The organism is Ramlibacter sp. (assembly GCF_028291745.1).
Lineage (GTDB): Bacteria > Pseudomonadota > Gammaproteobacteria > Burkholderiales > Burkholderiaceae_C > Ramlibacter.
The window spans coordinates 1-21,144 of record NZ_JAQGNQ010000021.1 but is presented as its reverse complement, the minus strand read 5'-3'; the positions used below and the strand labels follow the sequence as shown (position 1 = coordinate 21,144).

Sequence of the window (21,144 nt, the reverse complement as noted above, 5' to 3'; positions counted from 1 at the left end):
ATAAAGGGGTGGCGCCTGCGCTGGCCGGTCTTGCGGCCCAGCGCTCCTACGAGAGCGCGCAGCGCGTATCGAGGAGCGCGTACGTCTCTGATTCGCGAAGCTGGTCGAGTTCGCAGTTGGGCCGCAGCCCCAACTGCAGACGAGTTCGTCGCGTGGGCCGCACGACCGGCCAGCGCAGGTCTGCCCGATCACGTTCACGTGATCGGGACGCCCCCCCGCGGGCCCGCACCGCACAGCGTCTTGCGCGACCGCCCTGCTGCTCGAAAGCGGAAGTGGAGCACGGGCCAAGCAGAAATGCTGCGGGTTCCGGGCAGCAGTGGGTCGAGCCCGGGATGACATCCGCTGAAACCCCCCAGCGGGGAGGGAGCAAGACGAAGGCCCGCGTCACCTCACCCGCGTCGCCTCCTTCAGGCGCTCGCTGTACGCCTCCTGCCAAGGCACCCCCGCGGCGGTGTGAAACGAGCCGCTGCGCGCCCCCCACATGGCCTCGGGATCGGCAATTCCCGGCGGCAACACGCCCTCCTGCCGCAATGCCAGCGCGGCGCGCAACACGCGCCGGCGCGTGCGGGCCACCATCTGGTCACTCGGGACCAGGTGCTCGAAGGAATGGTCCGTGATCGGGCCCATCGATTCAGTCACCGCCTGGTCCTGCATGAACACCATCCGGATCCCGGTGTAGATCTCGTTGCTGCGCTGCGCCTCGCGGTCAATCTCGTAGTCGTTCTCGGCGCGCGCCTGCGGCCGCCAGCGGCCATACCAGTCGGTGGTGTTGGGCAGGTAATCCACGGCGGGGGCAAAGCCCGGGATCGGTTTGCCGTTCTTCAGCGGCATGCCGGTGTAGGCGCCGGGCGACTTCTTCCACGAGAGCATCACCACCATCGTGTGCTCGTCGTCCATCGGCACCCAGCCCCGCACGCCGACGTTGGTGAGGAAGTCCGAATTGGGCGCCTGCGTCCAGAAGGGAAACAGGAAGTTCGCCACGCGCCACGACATGCGGCCGTCCTCCTCCTGCCGATACGCACCATAGCTCGTCCCCCAGGGCGTGTCGGCCACGTGGTACTCGGGTGCGCGGTTGGTCACCGTGTGGCGCATCGGATGGTCGTCCTGGAAATCGTCGGCCGTCGCATGGCCCGCATGCAGGAAGCCGAAGTGCGAGGTATCGATGTCGCCTTCCAGCGCCTGCAGCCAGTTGCAGGCGCGCTGCACGAAGCGCACGTTGACCTCGCCTTCGGGGATCAGCGCGGCCTCCATCGCCGGCAGCGGCGGCACGTGGTCCTGCGCGCCCAGGTAGACCCACACCAGGCCGCTTTGCTCCGTCACCTTGTACGCCCTGGCCTTGACCTTGGCCTTGAGCTCTTCGCCGTTCTGCACGTTGGGCATCTCGACGCAGTTGCCCTCGACGTCGAACTTCCAGCCGTGATAGACGCAGCGCATGCCGTCGTGCTCGTTGCGGCCGAAGAACAGCGAGGCGCAGCGGTGCGGGCAGCGCTGGTCCATCACGCCGACGCGGCCGCTCGAGTCGCGAAAGGCAATCAAGCGCTCGCCCAGCAGCAGCAGCCGCACCGGGTCGCCGTCGGCCTTGAGCTCGCTGGAGGCCAGCGCGGGCAGCCAGTAGCGGCGCATCAGCTCGCCCATCACGGTGCCGGGGCCGACGCGGGTCATCATCTCGGAGTTGCTCGGGTTCTGCGCGTTTGCTTGCGGGGTCAAGGCAGGGTCTCCTGGTTCATTCGGGAACGTAGCCGCTGGCCTTGACCAGCGTGGCGTACTGCCGGTACTCGCCCTGCAGGATGGCGCTCAGCTCCTGCGGCGACGCCGGCTTCGGAAAGACGTTGAAGGGCGCCAGCCGGTCGCGGTACTCCGGCGTGCGGGCGATGGCGAGGATCGCGGCGGTCAGCGGCCGCACGATCTCCGGCGGCATGTGCGCCGGGCCGAAGATGCCGACGGTGGACGTGGTGTTGACGTTCACGCCCGCCTGCGTCAGCGTCGGCACGTCGGGCAACAGCGGCGAGCGCGTGCTGCCCGAGGTCGCCACCACGCGCAGCTTGCCGGCCTTGTGCAGCTCGATCATTCCCGACAGGCCCGTCATCATGATCGGCAAGCGGCCGGTGGCGACGTCCAGCAGGCCCACCGGGCTGTCCTTGTAAGGCACGTGCGTGAGCGGCTGGTTCAGCGCCAGCGCGAGCGAGATGCCGACGAAGTGCGAGAGCGAGCCGGTCCCCGGCGCCGAGCCATAGATCGCCTTCTGCGGATTGGCGCGGATCCACTGGACCAGCTCGCCCATGCTGGTGGCAGCGGTGGCCAGGCCGGTGCAGATGCCGACGTCGAAGGACGACACCCCCGCGATCGGCGTGAAGTCCTTCAGCGGCTCGTAATCCAGCCTGGCGTAGATGTGCGGGTAGATCGAGAAGGGCGCGCTGGTCACCAGCATCAGCGTGCGGCCGTCGGGCGGCGCCTTCTGCAGTTCATTGAGCGCCAGGCGCTGGCCGGCGCCGAGCTTCTGGATCACCACCACCGGCCGGCCGAGCGTCTCCTGCAAGCCGCTGGCGATCAGGCGGGCGGTGAAGTCGGTACCCGCCGAGGCACCCACCAGCAGGCGAATCGGCGACTTGTCGTCCTCGGCCCGCAGCGAGGGATGGCACAACGCGGCGGCGATGCCGGCGGCGGAGTGCAGCAACTGGCGTCGGGTGGTCAAGCAGGCTCCTGATCGCGGAAATGGAATTTGCTTTCATTTTCGGCAGGAGGCGGAAGGGGGCGCAGCGGACTTACCCGCAGGACGCGCGGGCTGATTTTGCCCCTTGCCTTGCGGCGGACGAGGAAGCGGACGGCCTCTGAAATGCATGCGGGCGGCGGCGCGCTGCGGCGTGGTGCCCGCTCGGGTGAGCGGCCGCAATCCAACGAAGGCATTGAGGCATTCCGCGTAACGCGAAAGATCGCAGCCATGGTGAGGATTGACAGCGCCTGCGCACGCAGCTGATGGTCGGGTCATGTCCTTGATTCGACGGCTCTCCTCCAACTTCAACATCGTTGCCTCGCTCTCCCTCGCCATCGCGCTCATGGTGTTCGCCGGCTGGACGCTGGTGACCAGCGTGCGCGAGGCCACCGTCGCCGCCGCCTCGGTCGCCCGCTCGCAGGAGGTGCTGCGCACGGTGGCCACGTTTCGGGAGGACTTCGCGCGCATCGCCGCAGGGCAGCGCGGCTACCTGCTGACCGGCCACGCCGAGTTCACGCAGGAGCGCGAGCAAGCCGTTGCCCGTGCCGGCAATGCCTTGTCACGCCTGAAGGCGCAGGTGAGCGACAACCCGGTGGAATCAGCGCGCGTCGCGCAGCTGCAGGCCGTGCTGGCACACCGCGCGGCGGCAGCGCACGACGCGGCGCTGCAGCGCGCGCGCGATGGCCGCTTTGGCGAGGAGACCACGCCCGGTGCGCAGCAGCGTGCGCGCGACGCGATGCAGCAGTCGCTGCGGATCGCCGACGCGTTCGAGGCGCAGGAGACCTCGCTGCTGGAGCAGCGCCGCGCAGTCGACGCGCGGCGACAGCGGCACGCTTCCATCGCGGTGGCGAGTTCGGTCGGCGGCTTTTCGCTGCTGATCCTGCTGTCGTTTGCAGCCTTGTACGTAGAGTCGCGCCGGCGGCACCGCAGCGAACGGCAGATGAAGGAGATCGTGGAGAACCTCCCGGTCACCGTGTGGCAGATGATGATCGGGCCCACAGGGAGCCGCCGCTTCGTGTACGTGAGCAAGAGCTCCAGCCGCGATCGCGGCATAGCCGCCGAGCGCCTGATGCAGGATCCCGATGCGGCCATGGGCAACGTGGTGGAGGAAGACCGGCCGCAGATGCACGAGGCCTTCGCCGCGGCGCGCGCGGGGCGGCAGCCGCTGGATTGCACCGCTCGCGTGGCGCTGGACGACGGCATCCGTTGGGTGCGCAACCAGGCGCGCGTGCGCCCGCGCGCCGACGGTTCACAGTTGTGGACCGGCTACTGGGCCGACATCACGCAGCAAAAGCAGATGGAACAGGCGTTGCGGCAAGCCACCGAAGCAGCCCAGGCCGCCAACCGCGCCAAGAGCAACTTCCTGGCGACCATGAGCCACGAGATCCGCACGCCGCTCAACGGGGTGCTGGGCCTGCTGGAACTCCTGAGCCTGACGCGCCTCGACAGTGAGCAGCGCGCCACCATCGCCGTGGTGCGCGAATCGGGTGTGTCCCTGCTACGCATCATCGACGACATCCTCGACTTCTCGAAGGCCGAAGCCGGCCACCTGCAAGTGCAGCCGCGTCCTGCCTCGCTGCACGAGACGATCGCGCGCGCCTGCAGCGTGCACAGCGGCATCGCCAGCAGCCGCGGCCTGCTGCTGGAACAATCGGTGGACCGGCACATCAGCCCCGGGCTGCTGTTCGATCCGCTGCGGCTCGGCCAGATCCTGAACAACTTCATCAGCAACGCGCTGAAGTTCACCGAGCGCGGCTCGGTGCGCATCGCCGCGGAATTGCTGGAGCGCGGCGAGGCGGGCGAGCGCATCCGCATCACCGTGAGCGACACCGGAATCGGCATCGCCCCCGAGGTGGCGGCGCGCCTGTTCCAGCCCTTCGTGCAGGCGGACGCGGGCACCTGGTCGCAGTACGGGGGCACCGGCCTGGGCCTGGCGATCTCCCGTCGCCTGGCGCTGGCGATGGGCAGCGACATCCGCATGGACAGCACGCCCTCCGTGGGCACCCGCATGGCGCTGGACCTGTGCTTTCCCGTCGCCCAGGGCCAACCGGAAATCGGCACGCAAGAAAGCGCGCAGCGGCTGCTCACGCACGCGGTCGCCGGCCGCCGCTTCGCCCCCGATGCGCAGGCCGCGGAAGCGGAGGGCACGCTCGTGCTGGTGGCCGACGACCACCCGACCAACCGCATGGTGCTGTCACGCCAGATCGCCGCCCTGGGCTACGGCGCCATCACCGCGGAAGACGGCGAGCAGGCACTGGCCTTGTGGCGCGCGCGCCGGGTGGCGCTGGTGCTGACCGACTGCAACATGCCGCGGCGCGATGGCTATGCGCTCGCCCAGGCGATCCGCTCCGAGGAAGCGGAACGCGGCCACGCCCGCACACCGATCCTGGGCTGCACGGCCAGCGCGCTCACCACCGAGCCGCAGCGCTGCGCCGAAGCCGGCATGGACGGCTGCCTGGTCAAGCCGGTGGACCTGGTGGAGCTGATGGCCACCTTCGACCGCTGGCTGCCCCTGCCGCAGCGGGAACCGGCGCAGGCTGCTCCCCTGCCTGCTACGAAGCGCAGCGGGCTGCCTCTGTTCGACCCGGACACGCTTGCTCTGATCTGCGGCGGCGATGCGCCCACCGAGCGTCAGTTGCTGGGAGACTTCCTGCGCACGCAGGGAGGCGACCGCGCCGCGACGGTCGACGCCGCAGCACGACGCGACTTCGCCGAGGTGCGCCGGCTGGCCCATCGCATGCTGGGCGCCGCGCAGAGCCTCGGCGCGCAGCGCTTGCTGCAGGCGTGCCGCGCCCTGCACGATGCCGCCCGCGTGGAGGACGCGCCCAGCGTGGACGTGGATGTGAACGAACTCGTCCTGCACTCGCAGCGCCTGGAGGCGGCGTTGCGCGAGCGGATCGGGCAGGAGCGTTTCCCTGCCGCGCACGCTCCTAGGCTTGATAGGACAGCAGGACCACTTCTGCCGCCTGTTCGCGCAGCGGAATGAGCGCTTGATAAGCAGCGGACGAAAACCACCCGTCCAGTGCTGCGAGCTCGGGAAAGCGAATGACGACGATGTCGGCGTGCGGATTCTCGCCGGCCAGCACGGCGACCTGCTTGCCGCGAAAGACCAGTTCGGCACCCCAGGGCGCGAGGGTGTCCGGCACTTGCCGGGTGTACTCGGCCCACTTGCGGGCATCCGTGATCGTGATCTGACCCACCAGGTACGCGTTGCTCATGGCTCGTGGTTCCTGCAAAGACGCAAGAGGTCTGACGTTCGGGATGCCGAGCATAGGCTGCCCTGGGCGTCTTGAACGAAACGTCAATGCGCAACATCGCCCGCGTCGACCAGCGCGGATCCGCCCGCTGTGCGATCCTCAGTCTGCAGCCGAGCAACTGCCGAACCCTGATGGACGATTCACCACCCCCCGCAAACGCAGCCCCGAAAACCAGGATCCTGGCGATCTCGGGCAGCCTGCGTGCGGAGTCGGTCAACACCGCCTTGCTGCGTCATGCGACGAGCACAGCGCCTTCGGACATCGATGTAGCACTTTCCGCTTGCATCGGCGACTTGCCGCTGTTCAACCCCGACCTGGAAGCCGCGGATCCCGCGCCGGTCAGGATCTTGCGCGAGCAGATCATTGCCGCGGATGCCCTGCTGATTGCCTCGCCGGAGTACGCCCACGGGGTGACCGGTGCGCTGAAGAACGCACTCGACTGGATGGTTGGCAACGAATCCTTCGTGCACAAGCCGGTCGCCCTGCTCAATGCGGGACCGCGCGCATCGCACGCGCAGGCGGCGCTGAGGGAGATCGTCCGCACCATGTCCGCGCGGATCGTCGAGCCGGCCTGCCAATCGATCGAGGGCTCGTTGGTGGTTCGGCGGGGCATGGTCGTCGATCGCCTGGCCGCCGACGCAACATTGCAGGCGATCTTGCGGGCCTTGCAGGCAGCGGTGCGGGCGGGTCCTGCCGACGACCCGCCGTGAGAAGGCAGGCAGAGCACCGAATCCGCCAGGCCGCGTCGCTGGCGCGGCCCGGATGGATCTGGGCCGCGGCGGTGCTCATGAATGCGCCTTCCGTGGCCGCGGCCTCGGTCCTCGGCTGGTTCGCGTTCACCGCCGATGAGCCGGCCCTGAGCGCTGTGGCAACGATCCTGTTCGTCCTGGCCCTGCTCTGGGCCATCGCCGTCGTGTCCGATGGCTGGCAGGTCCTGCGCCGGTTTGCGCGGCGTGCCGGCCGCTGACTCCCAACCCGCCGCCCCTCCTACACGGCCACGGCGTCCCTGGCCCGATGCTCGCGCGCTTGATCGCGCATTGCCGCCAGAAGGACCCCGACATGGCCATTCCCGACCCACTCCAGATCACGCGGCGGGAGGTGCTCATCGCCGGCGCCGCGACCGCAGCCTCCTCGGTGCCAGGCGCGGCCGGAGCCCAGCAAGCGCAGCAGCCGGAAGTGCCGGTCAGCACGCAGGTGTCGCTGGAAGTGAACGGCACGCCGCGCACCCTGGAGCTCGACACGCGCACCAGCTTGCTGGATACGCTGCGCGAGCACATGCACCTGACCGGAACCAAGAAGGGATGCGACCAGGGCCAGTGCGGCGCCTGCACCGTGCTCGTGAACGGCCGTCGCGTGGTCTCGTGCCTGAGCCTCGCCGTGATGAATGAGGGCGCGAAGGTCATCACCATCGAAGGTCTCGGCACCCCGAAAAACCTGCACCCGATGCAGGCCGCATTCATCAGGCACGACGGCTACCAGTGCGGCTACTGCACGCCCGGGCAGATCTGCTCCGCGGTCGGCGCGCTCGACGAGATCCGGCGCGGCGTGCCGAGCCACGTCAGTGCCGACATCACGGCCCAGCCGCTCGTGTCGTCCGCCGAACTGCGCGAGCGCATGAGCGGCAACATCTGCCGCTGCGGCGCCTATTCGAACATCCAGGATGCGATCGCCGAAGTGGCGGGAGGCAAGGCATGAAGCCCTTCAGCTACGAGCGCGCGAACTCGCCCGCGCAGGCGGCGGCAGCGGTGATGGCCAAGCCCAACGCGAAGTTCGTCGCCGGCGGCACCAACCTGCTGGATTTGATGAAGCTGCAGATCGAGACCCCGGCGCACCTCGTCGACGTGAACGGCATCGGCCTCGATCGCATCGAGCCCACCGCGGCCGGCGGCCTGCGCATCGGCGCCCTCGTGCGCAACGCCGACCTCGCGACCGATCCGCGCGTGCGGCGCGACTACGCCGTGCTCTCGCGCGCGCTGGTGGCGGGCGCCTCGGGCCAGTTGCGCAACATGGCCACCACGGCCGGCAACCTGCTGCAGCGCACGCGCTGTCCCTACTTCTACGACACCAACATGCCCTGCAACAAGCGCGTGCCGGGCAGCGGCTGTTCCGCGCTGGGCGGCTACAACCGCCAGCATGCGATCGTCGGCGGCAGCGAGGCCTGCATCGCCGTGCATCCGAGCGACATGGCCGTCGCCTTGCGCGCACTCGATGCCACGGTGGAAACCGTGCGGGCCGATGGCGCCAGCCGCGTGATCCCGATTGCCGACTTCCACCGGCTGCCGGGCACCACGCCGCACATCGACACCAACCTGCAGCAAGGCGAGCTGATCACCTCGGTGACCCTGCCGGCGCCGGCGGGTGGCACGCAGCTGTATCACAAGGTGCGTGACCGCGCCTCGTATGCCTTCGCCCTGGTCTCGGTGGCCGCGATCGTGCAGCGTGACGGCAGCGGCCGGGTCGCTCTCGGTGGCGTCGCGCACAAGCCGTGGCGCGTCGAGGCGGCCGAAGGCGAGATGCCGCGCGGCCCGCGCGCCGTCAGTGCCAGGCTGTTGGCCGGCGCCCACCCCACCCGCGAGAACGAATTCAAGGTGCCCCTGGTCGAGCGCACGCTCGCCGGTGTCCTGAACCAGGCGAGGAGCTGAGTCCATGAAGTTCGATACCCCCGCCACCACCAATCCGATCGACCAGCTGAAGATCGTCGGCAAGCCGGTCGACCGCGTCGAAGGCGTCCTCAAGACCACCGGCACCGCCCCGTACGCGTACGAGCGCCATGACGTGGCGCCCGATGCGGCCTACGGCTATATCCTCGGTTCCGCCATCCCCAAGGGCCGCATCCGTTCCATGGATCTCGAGCGCGCGCGGCGCGCACCCGGCGTGATCGCGATCGTGACGGCGCAATCCGCCGGCAAGCTGGGCAAGGGCAAGTTCAACACGGCCCGCCTGCTGGCCGGGCCGCAGGTGGAGCACTACCACCAGGCCGTGGCGCTGGTCGTGGCCGAGACCTTCGAGCAGGCCCGGGCCGCGGCGCAACTGGTGCGCGTCGACTACGAGCGCACGCCCGGCAATTTCGACCTCGCCAGGCAGAAGGATGCGGCCGTGAAGCCCGACGCGAGCAGCGGGGGCGCGCCCGATTCGGGCGTGGGCGATTTCGCCGCCGGCTTTGCGGCCGCGCCGGTGCAGGTGGACGCGATGTACACCACCCCGGACCAGAGCCACGCCATGATGGAGCCGCACGCCACGATCGCCGCGTGGAAGGGCGATCAACTCACGGTGTGGACCTCCAACCAGATGGTGGACTGGAGCCGCGGCGACCTGGCGACGACGCTCGGGATTGCCAAGGCCAAGGTCCGCCTGCAGTCCCCCTTCGTGGGCGGCGGCTTCGGCTCCAAGCTGTTCCTGCGCGCGGACGCGCTGCTTGCCGCGCTCGGCGCGCGCGCTGCGCGCCGTCCGGTGAAGGTGACGCTGCAACGCGCACTGGTGATCAACAACACGACGCACCGGCCGGCGACGATCCAGCGGGTGCGCATCGGTGCCACCCGCGACGGCAGGATCACCGCCATCGCGCATGAGAGCTGGTCCGGCGACCTGCCGCACGGCAAGCCCGATGGCGCGGTCCACCAGACCCGCATGCTCTATGCGGGCCCGAACCGGATGACGGCAACCCGGCTCGCGGTGCTCGATCTGCCGGAGGCCAACGCGATGCGGGCGCCGGGCGAAGCCACCGGGCACATGGCGCTTGAAATCGCGATGGACGAACTGGCCGAGAAGCTGGCCATCGATCCCGTGGAATTGCGCATCCGCAACGACACGCAGGTGGTGCCGGACAACAGCGGGGAGAAATCCAAAGACGATCCGCAGGGGCGCAAATCCGATGCGGCGAAGAACGACACGAAAGCGGCGGGGCAGCCCTTCTCGCGGCGCGAGCTCGTGCAGTGCCTGCGCACCGGCGCCGACCGCTTCGGCTGGAGCGCTCGCAACGCACAGCCAGGGCAAGTGCGCGAGGGCCGCTGGCTGGTGGGCATGGGCATGGCTTCGGCTTACCGCGGCGCGCCGGTGATCAAATCGGCGGCGCGCGTGCGGCTGGATCGCCGCGGCATCGTCACCGTCGAAACCGACATGACGGATATCGGCACCGGCAGCTACACGATCATTGCGCAGACCGCCGCCGAGATGATGGGCGTGCCCCTGGCCAGCGTCTTCGTGCGCCTGGGCGACTCCAACTTCCCGGTGTCTTCGGGATCGGGCGGCCAGTGGGGCGCGGCAAGCTCCACCGCGGGCGTGTACGCCGCGTGCATGAAGCTGCGCGAAGCGGTCGCACGAAAGCTCGGCTTCAACCCAGATGACGCCACGTTCGCGGACGGGCAGGTCCGCTCCGGCGGCCGCAGCTCTGGGCTGGCGCAGGCGGCGAGCCAGGGCGAACTGGTGGCCGAAGACACGATGGAGTACGGCGACCTCGCGAAGCAGTCGCAGCAATCCACCTTCGGCGCGCACTTCGTCGAGGTCGGGGTCGATGCCTTCACGGCGGAGATCCGCGTGCGTCGGATGCTGGCGGTGTGCGCGGCCGGACGCATCCTGAACCCGAAGTCGGCGCGCAGCCAGGTGATCGGCGCGATGACCATGGGAGTGGGTGGCGCCTTGATGGAAGAACTGGCCGTCGACAAACGCCTGGGCTTCTTCGTCAACCACGACCTGGCGAGCTACGAAGTGCCGGTGCACGCGGACATCCCGCACCAGGACGTGATCTTCCTCGACGAAGTCGATGCCATGTCCTCACCGCTGAAGGCCAAGGGCGTCGGTGAGCTGGGCATCTGCGGCGTCAGCGCGGCGATCGCGAACGCGATCTACAACGCGACGGGAGTGCGGGTGCGCGATTACCCGATGACCCTGGACAAGCTGCTGACAGGGCTGCCGGCAAGCGCCTGACATTCGGACGTAGGCGAAGGTCTGACGGAAGCCCGGCCGGGGAACCTGCTCGCATCGGGCCCGTATGCCCCAAAATGCTTCACCATGGCACAGGACGAAAGCATTGCGACATTGCGCTGCCGCGTGTCCGCGCTGGTTGAACAGGAGGGCGCCCTGCTGACCCAGGCGTTCGACCTCAGCCGTGCTGGCGATGACCGTCGGGGCGTCGACGCCCTGTTCGCGCGGGTCCAGGCGATCCAGGTGGAGCGCAACAGCCTGAAAAAGCAGATCGGAAACATCCTCGGTACGCATCGCCTGCATATGGCACCGGAAGTGTGGAGGCCGGGCGTCTACGACTATCGCGAAGAAGTGGGCGGAGACCGCGTGCGCGTGCGCGTCACGAGCGGTCCGCTCGGCCTGCAGGTCCTCATCCCCGGGGAGCGCGAGCCGGTGCGGCTGGAAACCCTCCCGGGCACGTTCGACGGCCCCCTTGCGGTCGATGATGCCGCGGCCCATCAGGAAGCTTCGGATCCGCGTTCGGGCGTCCCGGCCAAACCCTCTGAAGCGACCCGTGCGGCCAACAAGCCGCGCAAAACCGCGGCCGGCAAGAAGAAGCTCGACTCCTAGCACAGGCGCCATCCCCTCCTGTCCCCGGGAACCGGGGAGAAGGTTGTGGACAAGCTTGTGGAGCCATGCCGCAGCCTGCGCCCGGCCTCGCTTTGCGGCGTGTGCTCATTTCTTGCGCAGCTGGACGGCGGCGCGAAAAAGAAGTGGTGTCGCGTGGCAGCTTCGCGACAACAAGAGAAAAAAATCGGGGAAGGATGCCGGTGAGCCATCCCCCCCCGCCAGGGCCAGGCCAAAGCCAGGCGCCTGCACAAACCGTGACCGGCAGCCTGGATCGGCCTGCCCGCCTCGCTGCAGAAGAACGCAAGCCGCGGGCCCGCAGCAGGCGGAGAGGTTTGAAAACGTTTGAATTAAGTTGTCGTCGCGAAGTGGGGAAAGTTGGGGACAGCGCTGGGTGTCAAACCCCCACTTCCCCACAAAAGGCCCCACTTGCGCCGCTTCAGGGAATCATCCGCTCGGCCCGCAGCCGTGCGAACAGCTCGCGAAAAGCGTGTGCCGTGTCGCGGTAGTCGCTGAATCCGGCTGCAGCGCCGCGCAGAGTGGCCCCCTGCGGTGGAACTCTATACTTTCCGGAATGAACGAAGTGGTACACGCGAAAGCGCGGGCGAGCCGCGTCGCGAAGGCGAAGCCGGCGGCGCGGGAGGCAACGCGCGTCAACGACCCGGAGCGCACCAAGGCCAACATCCTCGAAGTGGCCGCCGCGGAGTTCGGCGAGAAGGGGCTGGCGGGGGCCCGCATCGACGAGATCGCCGCCCTGACGCAGACCAGCAAGCGGATGATCTACTACTACTTCGGCAACAAGGAAGGCCTGTACCTCGCCGTGCTGGAGGAGTCGTACAAGCGCGTGCGCGACATCGAATCGGAACTGCACCTCGAGGACCTGGAGCCCGAGCAGGCCTTGCGCCGGCTGGTGGCCTTCACCTTCGAGCACCACCTGACGCACGAGAACTTCATCCGCCTCGTGATGAACGAGAACATGCATCGGGGCGAGTACCTCGCGCAGTCCAAGCGGATCCAGGAGCTGAACGTGCCCGCGATCGCGGCGATCCGCCACCTGTACACCCGCGGGGTGAAACTCGGCGTGTTCCGCCGCGGCCTCGATCCGGTGGACATCCACGCGTCGATTTCCGCCCTGACCTTCTTCAACGTGTCCAACCGGCACACGTTCGGCCTGATCTTCAAGCTCGATACCCGCTCGCCGGCGTATATCGCACACCGCCGCGACGTGGTCATCGACATGATCGCCCGCTACCTACGCGCATCCTGAGCGTCCGCAAGCGGAACGGCGACACAACAGGCGGCCGCGACTGCCGGTCACTAGGGGTCACTACCGGTAGCCTCAGACTAACCAGATGGTACATTTTTCGGATCGTCCCGGGCGGCACTGCCTCGCCTTGCGCAACGCATCAAGAAGATGAATCCTGCCGTCGCGACTCCAGAGCGCGATCCGATCACCAGGGCGCCCGCGCTCGCAGCGGACCGCCCCCCGCTGCTTTTTTCCGCGCGGGTCGAGCACGGGTTCGACATCGTGCTCGCGCTGGTGCTCCTGCTCGAACTGCTGCTGCTGTTCGGGAACACCGCGATCCGGGCGATGTTCAACACCTCGCTGGTGTGGGCGAACGAGGTCGCCGAATACTCGCTGACCAGCCTCGCCTTCATCGGCGGCGCGGTTGCGTATCACCGTGGCCTGCACCTGGTGGTGCGCGTCGGCATCGATCGGCTGCCCAGGCGCTGGCACGAACACGTGGAGTGCGCCCGGCACTACTTCGTGATCGGGGTGGCGCTCGTCGGCCTCGGCTACGCCGTGCCGATGTGGCGCGACGCGTGGACCAGCCTCACGGTGGTGCTGCAGATGCCCAGGTCCTGGACCTTGCTGCCGTTCTTCATCGGCATGGGCCTGACCGTGATCTTCGCGCTCGCGCAGCTGCGCCGGCACAGCGTCAGGGAGAACATCGTCGCTGCGGCACTGGTCGCCGTCGTGGCCCTGGGGTGGTTCCTGGCGCAGCACTTCACCGGCCCCTGGCAGGGCGCGCCGGGCATCGCCTTCGCGCTGGTGCTGCTTCTGTTCCTGGTGTTCGCCGGCGTTCCGATCGCCTACGTGCTCTCGGTCACCGCGTACGTCTTCATCTACAGCTCGGGCGAAGATCCGATGGCGGTGTCGCTGGCGATGTCGAACGGCATCAGCAGTTTCATCCTGCTGGCGGTGCCCTTCTTCATCCTGGCCGGCAACATCATGACCGACGGCGGCCTGACCAAGCCGCTGGCCGACTGGGTCACCGGCATGGTCGGCCGCACGCGCGGCGGCCTGCTGCAGGCGCTCGTGGTCGCGATGTACATCTTCTCGGGCATCTCCGGTTCCAAGATCGCGGACGTGGCGGCGGTCGGCACCACCCTCAAGGGCATGCTGAAGGAACAGGGCTACGACCCCGCGGAAAGCGCCGCGGTGCTGGCGGCCGCCGGCATCATGGGCGAGACGATCCCGCCCAGCCTGGTGATGATGGTGCTGGCCTCGATCACCACGCTCTCGGTGGCAACCTTCTTCGTTGCCGGCGTGGTGCCCGCTGCGGTGCTGGGGCTGTGCCTGATCGTCATCATCAATCGCCGTGCGAAGAAGCTGGACTGGCCCCGCTGCCCGGCGCTCTCCTGGCCGCAGCGGCTGCGCCTGAGCGTGCGCGCCCTGCCCGCGCTGCTGGTGCCCATCATCCTCATCATCGGCATCGTCGGCGGCATCGCCACGACGACCGAGGTCTCCGCCATCGCCGTGGTGTTCTCGATCCTGGTTTCGGTGTTCATCTATCGCGGCCTGAACCTGCGCTCCTTCGTCCGCACGCTCGCCACCTCGGGCGCGATGGCGGGCATGGTGCTGTTCATGGTCAGCGCCGGCAGCGCGTTCTCGTGGACGCTGGCCGTCAGCGGGCTGCAGTCGGTGGTGGGTGAATTCGTCGCGGCGCTCGGGGGCTCGGCGTTCGCCTTCATGGCCTTCTCCATCGTGCTCATGGTGGTGATGGGCTCGATCCTCGAGGGCCTGCCCTCGCTGCTGATCTTCGGGCCCATGCTGCTGCAGCTGACGCGCGGCTATGGCATCGATCCGATGGCCTTCGGCATCGTCATCATCATCGCCATGGGCGTGGGCACCTTCATTCCGCCGTTCGGCGTGTGCTACTTCGTGACCTGCTCGGTGATGGATACCTCGGTCGAACGGGTCACCCCGCGCTTTCTGCCGTACCTGGCCGTTCTGCTGATCGGCCTGGTCCTCATCGCCGTCTTTCCGGCCATCAGCCTGGCCTTGCCGCACGCGTTCAATCTTCACTGAGCGCAAGCGCGCCCCTTCCCCTGAACACATCCAAAGGAGACCCCCTCATGCAGCCCTCGTCCACCACGCTGTCCGCGCTCGCCGTCGCGGCGCTGCTGTCCTCCGCCGCAGCGCCGGCCCTGGCCCAGGGCAAGTTCGTGCTGAAGCTGGCGCATTCCGACTCCGCCGACATGGCCACTTCGCGCAAGGCAGTGATGGCCGATGCCTTCGCCAAGGAAGTCAAGGCGAAGAGCGGTGGCCGCATCGAGGTGCAGGTGTTCGGGGCCGGCGCGCTGGGCGGCGAGCGGGATCTGATCGAGGGCGTGAAGAACGGCTTCATCCAGGGCGGCCTCGCCTCGGGCGTGATGGCCAATTTCTACCCGAACGCCATGGTGACCGACATGCCTTACCTGTTCCCGAGCAACGAGGTGGCCGACAAGGTGATGGACGGCCCCTTCGGCCAGAAGCTCTCGGCGTCTTTCCACGCAGCCACCGGCATGCACAACCTGTGCTTCGGCGAAGTGGGCTTCCGCCATTTCAGCACCGGCAAGACCCCGGTCCATTCGCCCAAGGACCTGGCGGGACTGAAGATCCGCGTGCAGGAGACCCCGCTGTACGTCACGGAGATGAAGAGCCTGGGCGCGCAGCCGACGCCGATCGCCTTCCCGGAAACCTACACCGCGCTACAGACGGGCGTGGTCGACGGCGAGGAGAACCCGCTGCCGACGATGATCTTCGCGAAGTTCTACGAGGTGCAGAAGCACGTCACACTGGACGGCCACAACTACGGCGTCGACTGGTTCGTGCTCAGCGACAAGTTCTACAAGTCGCTTCCGGCGGACCTGCAGAAGGTCGTCACCGAGTCGGCCAAGCTGGCGTGTCGTGCGGAGCGACAGGCCAATCGCACCTTCACCGCCAACGGCACGAAGATCCTGGCCGACAAGGGCGTGGCGGTCTATACGCCGACGCCAGCGGAAATGGCCCAGTTCCGCGCCGCTGCGCAGCCGCCCGTGATCGAGTTCCTCAAGACCAAGGTCGATCCCAAGCTGGTCGACGACATCCAGGCGGCGGTCAAGGAAGCCGCAGGAAAGAAGTAAGACGGCAGCGAGCCATGGCAGCCACCGTTCACCCCCGGCAGGGCACGTGGCAAGCCATTGCGCGCTGAGGATCCTGCGAAGCCATGAGCGCACCCATCCCCCGCCCCACCCCCATCGACGGCCGCACGGAGCTGATTGCCCATCTCGGATGGCCGACGCATTCGTTCAAGGCGCCGATGATCTACAACCCGTATTTCGAATCGATCGGCGTCAACGCGATCGTGGTGCCCATGGGCTGCAGGCCCGAGCACTTCGCGCCGGTGCTGCGCAGCGTGTTCGCCCTGGAGAACGTGCGCGGCGCCCTGATCACCATGCCGCACAAGGTGAGCGTCGTCGACCTGTGCGACGAGTTGACCCCGGTGGTGCAGGTCGCCGGCTCCTGCAATGCGGTGAAGCGCCTGGCCGACGGGCGCCTGCTGGGCGACATGTTCGACGGCGAAGGCTTCGTGCGCGGCTTGCAGCGCAAGGGCCTGCAGTTGCGGGGCGCGCGCTGCCTGGTGGTGGGCAGCGGCGGCGTCGGCTCGGCGATCGCTGCTTCCCTCGCCGCCGCCGGTGTCGCTGCGCTTGCGCTGTTCGACCTCAACGAGCAGGCCGCCGAAGCCCTGGCGCAGCGGCTGCGTACGCACTACCCCGCGGTGGCGGTGCGGACCGGCAGCCGCGATCCCGCAGGCTGCCAGCTCGTGGTGAACGCCACGCCGCTGGGCATGAACGCCGGCGATCCGCTCCCGGTCGATGTCGACCGCATGGCGCCCGACGCCTTCGCCGGCGAGGTCGTCATGCGCTCGGAGATGACCGCCTTCCTCGCCGCCGCCCAGGCGCGCGGCTGCCGCGTGCAGGTGGGCACGGACATGCTGTTCGAGATGATCCCGGCGTACCTGGAGTTCTTCGGGTACCCGACGACGACCGCGGAGAACTTGCGCTCGGTCGCGCGACTGGGGTAGCCAGTCGGCTTCGTGTCGCGGCAAGCGATTCCGCTGCCCGGCGGCTGACACGAAATGCCCACATGGATACACGCAAGCGTCCTACCCGGCACTCAGGCTGCTCTCAGCTTGCCGAGTTAACTTGTACCCACCGGAAAGCTTCGTCCACACAAACAACCATGTCCAACACGACCAACCCGCTGACCTCCGATCGCAGTTCCACCATTCGCAAGGCGGTCAGCAAGGTGCCGGAGATCACGCTCGGCTTCTGGATCATCAAGATCGCCGCCACCACCCTCGGAGAAACCGGCGGTGACTGGGTGACCATGTCGCTCAATCTCGGCTACCTCGTGGGCACGCTGATCTTCGCGGCCGTGTTCGTCGGCCTGGTGGCAGCACAGGTGAGGACCGCGCGCTTCCGTCCGTACCTCTACTGGGCGACGATCGTCGGCACCACGACCCTGGGCACCACGATCGCCGATTTCGCGGACCGTTCGGTGGGGCTCGGCTACCCGGGGGGCGTGGCGCTGGTCGCGGCACTGCTCCTGGTCAGCCTGGTCGTTTGGTACAAGTCCGAAGGGACGGTTTCCTTCCGCAGCATCGTCAAGCCCAGAGTGGAATGGTTCTACTGGGTCACCATCCTTTTCTCGCAAACCCTGGGCACCGCGCTGGGCGATTGGCTTGCCGGCACCGACCGCGGTGGACTGGGTCTCGGGTATGAAACCGGGGCGCTGGTGTTCGGGGCCGGACTGGCCATCGTCGCCGCCCTTTACTTCTGGACCCAGGTATCGCGCACGGCGCTGTTCTGGGCCGCGTTCATCCTGACCCGGCCTCTCGGCGCCACCTTGGGCGACTTTCTCGACAAACCCCTGACGCAGGGCGGCCTGAACCTCAGCCGGCTGTACGCCTCACTCGTCCTGCTTGCCTTCATGGCACTGTGCGTGAGCTTGATCCCGCAACGGCCGGCCTCGCCCGGGGCAGCCGCGTAGCAGTTCGGGATGAAGGCCATCGCAGGGCCCCTCGTGCTCGCAATGCTGGCGGCGTGCTGCTGCACGATCGCCCGCGCCGGCGCGCCGTTCCAGACCGACGACCCGGAGCCGGTGGATCTCCACCACACGGAAGTCAACCTCGCGTTGCAGCAGACCCGGACGAACGCCGGTCCGTCCGGAACCATGGCGGCCGATGTGAACCATGGCTGCGCCGCGGAGACCCAATGCCACTTCTTGGTGCCCCTCGCGTTCAACGGATCGAGCGGATCGGGATGGCAGTCAGGGATCGGCGACATCGAAGTGGGCGTCAAGTACCGCTTCTTCCATCGACCGGACGATGGTGTGATGGCGGCGATCTATCCCACCGTGTTCCTGCCCACCGGCAACGCCTCACGCGGTCTCGGCAACGGGCGCGCGCAGCTCCTGCTGCCGCTCTGGCTGCAAAAGTCGTCCGGCGCCTGGACCTGGGACGCAGGCGCCGGCTACCTGGTGAATCGAGCCGCGGGTGCCCGCAACAGCTGGTACCTGGGGCTGCTCGGACAACGATCGTTCGGCGATCGATTGAAGCTGGGAGGCGAAGTCTTTCACCGCACGGCACTGGCGCAGGACGCCGCGCCCACGACCGGGTTCAACCTGGGCGCCACGGTCAAGCTGACCGAAAGTCGCAACCTGCTCCTTGCCGTGGGCCGTGGGCTGCAGGGGGTGGCGGCAAACCGCTTCTCGCTGTATGCGGCCTACCAGTTGGAGCTGTAGTCGCGCGAGCGATGAACTCCCTTTTGCAGTTCCACCAAGGTCTCTCTCGATGAAACGCATGTTCGCCGCGCTGCTGCTTGGCAGCACTCTGGCCGCGCACTCCGCGCCGGAAAGCATCGTGTCCATTCCGCTGCCCGGCGCGGTGCGCTGGGACTACGTCAGCGTGGACCCGCAGGCCCACCGCCTGTATATCGCGCACCAGGATCGCGTGGAGGTAGTCGACGTGCGCAGCAGGAAAGCGGTCCTCCAGCTCGCGCCCGCACCTGGCGTGCACGGGGCGGCCGTCGCGAAGGAGTTGAACCGGGTTTTCACGAGCGACGGCGCCGCCGATGAAGTGGGAGTGTTCGATCTGAACACGGGCCGACCCACTGGAACGGTGAAGGTCGGCCGGCGCCCCGACGCGATCGTGTACGACCCATCGTCAGGCCGTGTCTTCACCTTCAATGGCGGCTCCAATGACGTGACCGCCATCGATGCGAAGTCATTGAAGGTGGTTGCGGCCTCCATCCCGGCCGGCGGAACCCCGGAGTACGCGGTGAGCGACGGCAAGGGGCACGTGTATTTCAACATCGAGGACAAGAGCGAACTGGCAGTGATGGACACGCGCTCGCTCGCCGTGACCCGCCGCTTCAGCCTCGCGCCCTGCGAGGAGCCGAGCGGCCTGGCCATCGATGCCCGGCAGCGGCTGTACTCCGTCTGCCGCAACAAGGTCATGGTGATCAGCGATCCCTCGACCGGCCGGGTCATCGGTCAGGCGGACATCGGTGCCGGGGCCGACGGCGTGGCATGGATGGACGGCAAGGCGTTCAGCGCCAATGGCCGCGACGGCACCATCAGCGTCGTCGCCGAGGTCGCGCCCGGCCAGTTCAGGACCGTGGAGACGCTGCCGACGGCGCGAGGCGCGCGGACCGTCGCAGCGGATTCGGTGCTGCACGAGCTGTACACGCCGACGGCGGACTTCAAGCCGGACTCCGCACAGGCCGCACAGACACCGCACCGGCCCGAGGCGATTCCAGGCAGCTTCCGGGTGTTGGTGATCCGGCAGCCCGCCGCAATGCGCTGAGATCTGCGGTATGCGGCGGCTGCCCGCCCAGGCGATGGGCGATCGCGGCGACGATGGACAAGCCCAGGCCCGAGCCGGAGTCGCCCGCAGGTGCGACCCGATAGAACGGTTCGAACACAGGATCCCCGCCCCCGCACCGTGAGCAGAATCACTGCGAGGAGCGCGGCCGACAGCCGCCACTGCAATGAATGGTGCGCGGCTAGCGGCTTCATGAACGAGCGTCGACGAAGTATCCGACGCCGCGAACGGTGCGGATCACGGTCGCTCCGAGCTTGCGTCGCAAGCCGTAGACCAGCACCTCCACGGTATTGCTGTCCACCTGGCTCCAGCCGTAGATGCGTTGCTCGAGTTCGGACTTGCCCAGGATGGCGCCGGGGCGCCGCACCAGCGCCTCCATCAGCGCGAACTCGCGCGCGGACAGGCGACAGCGCGCATTGCGGAATTCGGCTTCGTGCGTGGCGGGGTCGATCGTCAGTTCGCCGCAGACAATCTGCGGCGCGCCGGAGCCGCCGCTGCGACGCACCACCGCGCGCATCCGCGCCAGCAATTCCTTCAGCTCGAAGGGCTTGACCAGGTAATCGTCAGCGCCAAGATCCAGTACGTCGACCCGGGTCTCCAGTTCGTGCCGCGCGGTGATCACCATGACCGGCAAGGTGTCGTCCTTGCGGCGCAGTGCGCGCAGCACCTCGACACCGTCCATGGTGCGCAGACCGAGGTCCAGCAGCATCAGGTCGAAATCGTGGTCCGTCAGTGCGGCGAGCGCCTGTGGCCCGTCGGTGACCCAGTCGACCGCGTGCGCCGCGTCCAGCAGCGCCTGCTCCGTCGCCTGCCCGATCATGGGATCATCCTCGACCAACAACACCCGCATTGCGTGCCCTTTCTGCTTTCGATCATGGACGAAACCCGCGCGCTCGAATGGTATCGGCCGCAAGGCGCCCGGCCTTCAGTTAGAACTCAGTTTCATGCGTTAGGGTCTCGCGTTCCACGCCAGCACTGCCCAGCAGGGGCTGCTCGCCTCTCGCGTCCGATGCGGACACGGTCGCCGCCACCACCCTCTCGATGAATCCCTCGGCTCCCTTCATCCACCGACCCGTCGCCACCACGCTGCTGATGCTGCTGATCCTGCTGGCAGGCGCAGCGGGTTACGCCTTGATGCCGCTCGCCGCACTGCCGCAGGTGGACCTGCCCACCATCCAGGTCTCGGCCGATCTGCCCGGCGCCAGTCCGGAGCTGATGGCGACTTCGGTCGCCACGCCGCTGGAGCGGCAGTTCACGTTGATCCAGGGCGTGACGGAGATGACCTCCAGCAGCGGCACCGGATCGACCTCCATCACCCTGCAGTTCGACCCGAGCCGCAACATCGACGCTGCGGCGCAGGACGTGCAGGCCGCCATCGCGTCCGCCTCCTCGCTGCTGCCCAGGACGCTGCCGAGCCCTCCGACCTGGGAGAAGGCGAATCCCGCGGACTTCCAGATCATGTCGATCGCGGTCACCTCGGATGCGATGCCGCTGCACGAGCTGGACTTCTACGCCGACA

Annotated in this window: 19 protein-coding genes and 1 pseudogene; 15 read left to right on the top strand and 5 right to left on the bottom strand. The window is 68.0% G+C overall.

Translation table 11 applies throughout. The annotated features are described in order from the left end of the window. Positions 1–384 precede the first annotated feature (384 nt). On the bottom strand, positions 385–1,707 hold the full coding sequence (locus JWP60_RS03195; protein WP_299786304.1) for a Rieske 2Fe-2S domain-containing protein: 1,323 nt from the start codon (positions 1,705–1,707) through the stop codon (positions 385–387). A 16-nt stretch (positions 1,708–1,723) separates the two neighbouring features. Beyond that, a complete protein-coding gene (locus JWP60_RS03190) occupies positions 1,724–2,692 on the bottom strand; it encodes a tripartite tricarboxylate transporter substrate binding protein (protein ID WP_299786302.1) in 969 nt (322 codons plus the stop codon). Between the two features lie 292 nt (positions 2,693–2,984). Between JWP60_RS03190 and JWP60_RS03185 the strand changes: the two genes are divergently transcribed. Next, the gene (locus JWP60_RS03185; protein WP_299786300.1) at positions 2,985–5,696 is read left to right on the top strand and encodes an ATP-binding protein; all 2,712 of its coding nucleotides are present in this window, start codon (positions 2,985–2,987) and stop codon (positions 5,694–5,696) included. Here the strand turns inward: JWP60_RS03185 and JWP60_RS03180 are convergent. Continuing rightward, positions 5,641–5,928 carry a DUF1330 domain-containing protein gene (locus JWP60_RS03180; protein WP_299786298.1) on the bottom strand — a complete coding sequence of 96 codons (288 nt, stop codon included), beginning with the start codon at positions 5,926–5,928 and terminating at the stop codon, positions 5,641–5,643. The two genes, JWP60_RS03185 and JWP60_RS03180, sit on opposite strands and share 56 nt — an antisense overlap. Positions 5,929–6,098: 170 nt before the next feature. On the opposite strand from JWP60_RS03180, the gene JWP60_RS03175 reads away from it, so the two are divergent. The 13 genes from JWP60_RS03175 (at position 6,099) to JWP60_RS03115 (ending at position 19,607) form a co-directional block, all read left to right on the top strand. Continuing rightward, a complete protein-coding gene (locus tag JWP60_RS03175; protein WP_299786306.1) occupies positions 6,099–6,677 on the top strand; it encodes an NADPH-dependent FMN reductase in 579 nt (192 codons plus the stop codon). Between the two features lie 77 nt (positions 6,678–6,754). Further along, positions 6,755–6,934 (top strand): hypothetical protein, encoded by a 180-nt coding sequence (locus tag JWP60_RS03170; RefSeq protein WP_299786296.1) that lies wholly within the window; start codon positions 6,755–6,757, stop codon positions 6,932–6,934. A 92-nt stretch (positions 6,935–7,026) separates the two neighbouring features. After that, on the top strand, positions 7,027–7,662 hold the full coding sequence (gene paoA / locus JWP60_RS03165; RefSeq protein ID WP_299786294.1) for an aldehyde dehydrogenase iron-sulfur subunit PaoA: 636 nt from the start codon (positions 7,027–7,029) through the stop codon (positions 7,660–7,662). Continuing rightward, entirely contained in the window at positions 7,659–8,609 is a 951-nt protein-coding gene (locus JWP60_RS03160; RefSeq protein WP_299786292.1) for a xanthine dehydrogenase family protein subunit M, read from the top strand. Before paoA ends, JWP60_RS03160 begins: the two co-directional genes overlap by 4 nt. 4 nt (positions 8,610–8,613) lie before the next feature. Further along, on the top strand, positions 8,614–10,890 hold the full coding sequence (locus JWP60_RS03155) for a xanthine dehydrogenase family protein molybdopterin-binding subunit (RefSeq protein WP_299786290.1): 2,277 nt from the start codon (positions 8,614–8,616) through the stop codon (positions 10,888–10,890). An 84-nt stretch (positions 10,891–10,974) separates the two neighbouring features. Continuing rightward, complete coding sequence (locus JWP60_RS03150; protein WP_299786288.1) at positions 10,975–11,496, top strand: hypothetical protein; 522 nt, start codon at positions 10,975–10,977, stop codon at positions 11,494–11,496. A gap of 571 nt (positions 11,497–12,067) precedes the next feature. Beyond that, positions 12,068–12,760, top strand: a complete 693-nt coding sequence (locus JWP60_RS03145; RefSeq protein WP_299786286.1) for a TetR/AcrR family transcriptional regulator — start codon at positions 12,068–12,070, stop codon at positions 12,758–12,760. Between the two features lie 147 nt (positions 12,761–12,907). Beyond that, positions 12,908–14,806 (top strand): TRAP transporter large permease subunit, encoded by a 1,899-nt coding sequence (locus JWP60_RS03140; RefSeq protein ID WP_299786284.1) that lies wholly within the window; start codon positions 12,908–12,910, stop codon positions 14,804–14,806. Positions 14,807–14,853: 47 nt separating this feature from the next. Continuing rightward, entirely contained in the window at positions 14,854–15,882 is a 1,029-nt protein-coding gene (gene dctP / locus JWP60_RS03135) for a TRAP transporter substrate-binding protein DctP (RefSeq protein WP_299786282.1), read from the top strand. Between the two features lie 83 nt (positions 15,883–15,965). Further along, positions 15,966–16,823 carry a ThiF family adenylyltransferase gene (locus JWP60_RS03130; RefSeq protein WP_299786281.1) on the top strand — a complete coding sequence of 286 codons (858 nt, stop codon included), beginning with the start codon at positions 15,966–15,968 and terminating at the stop codon, positions 16,821–16,823. Between the two features lie 158 nt (positions 16,824–16,981). Further along, positions 16,982–17,791: a hypothetical protein gene (locus JWP60_RS03125; protein WP_299786279.1), complete on the top strand. Its 810-nt coding sequence runs from the start codon at positions 16,982–16,984 to the stop codon at positions 17,789–17,791. 42 nt (positions 17,792–17,833) lie between these two features. Next, the gene (locus JWP60_RS03120; RefSeq protein WP_299786278.1) at positions 17,834–18,544 is read left to right on the top strand and encodes a transporter; all 711 of its coding nucleotides are present in this window, start codon (positions 17,834–17,836) and stop codon (positions 18,542–18,544) included. Between the two features lie 58 nt (positions 18,545–18,602). Next, positions 18,603–19,607, top strand: a complete 1,005-nt coding sequence (locus JWP60_RS03115) for a YncE family protein (protein WP_299786276.1) — start codon at positions 18,603–18,605, stop codon at positions 19,605–19,607. Here the strand turns inward: JWP60_RS03115 and JWP60_RS03110 are convergent. Next, positions 19,504–19,725 (bottom strand): annotated as a pseudogene (locus JWP60_RS03110) (hypothetical protein); the annotation flags it as partial. The gene JWP60_RS03115 and the pseudogene JWP60_RS03110 sit on opposite strands and share 104 nt — an antisense overlap. Positions 19,726–19,815: 90 nt before the next feature. After that, positions 19,816–20,475 carry a response regulator transcription factor gene (locus tag JWP60_RS03105; RefSeq protein WP_299786275.1) on the bottom strand — a complete coding sequence of 220 codons (660 nt, stop codon included), beginning with the start codon at positions 20,473–20,475 and terminating at the stop codon, positions 19,816–19,818. A 191-nt stretch (positions 20,476–20,666) separates the two neighbouring features. On the opposite strand from JWP60_RS03105, the gene JWP60_RS03100 reads away from it, so the two are divergent. Then, positions 20,667–21,144, top strand: a 478-nt coding sequence (locus tag JWP60_RS03100; RefSeq protein WP_299786273.1) for an efflux RND transporter permease subunit, incomplete at its 3' end; no start/stop codon positions are given.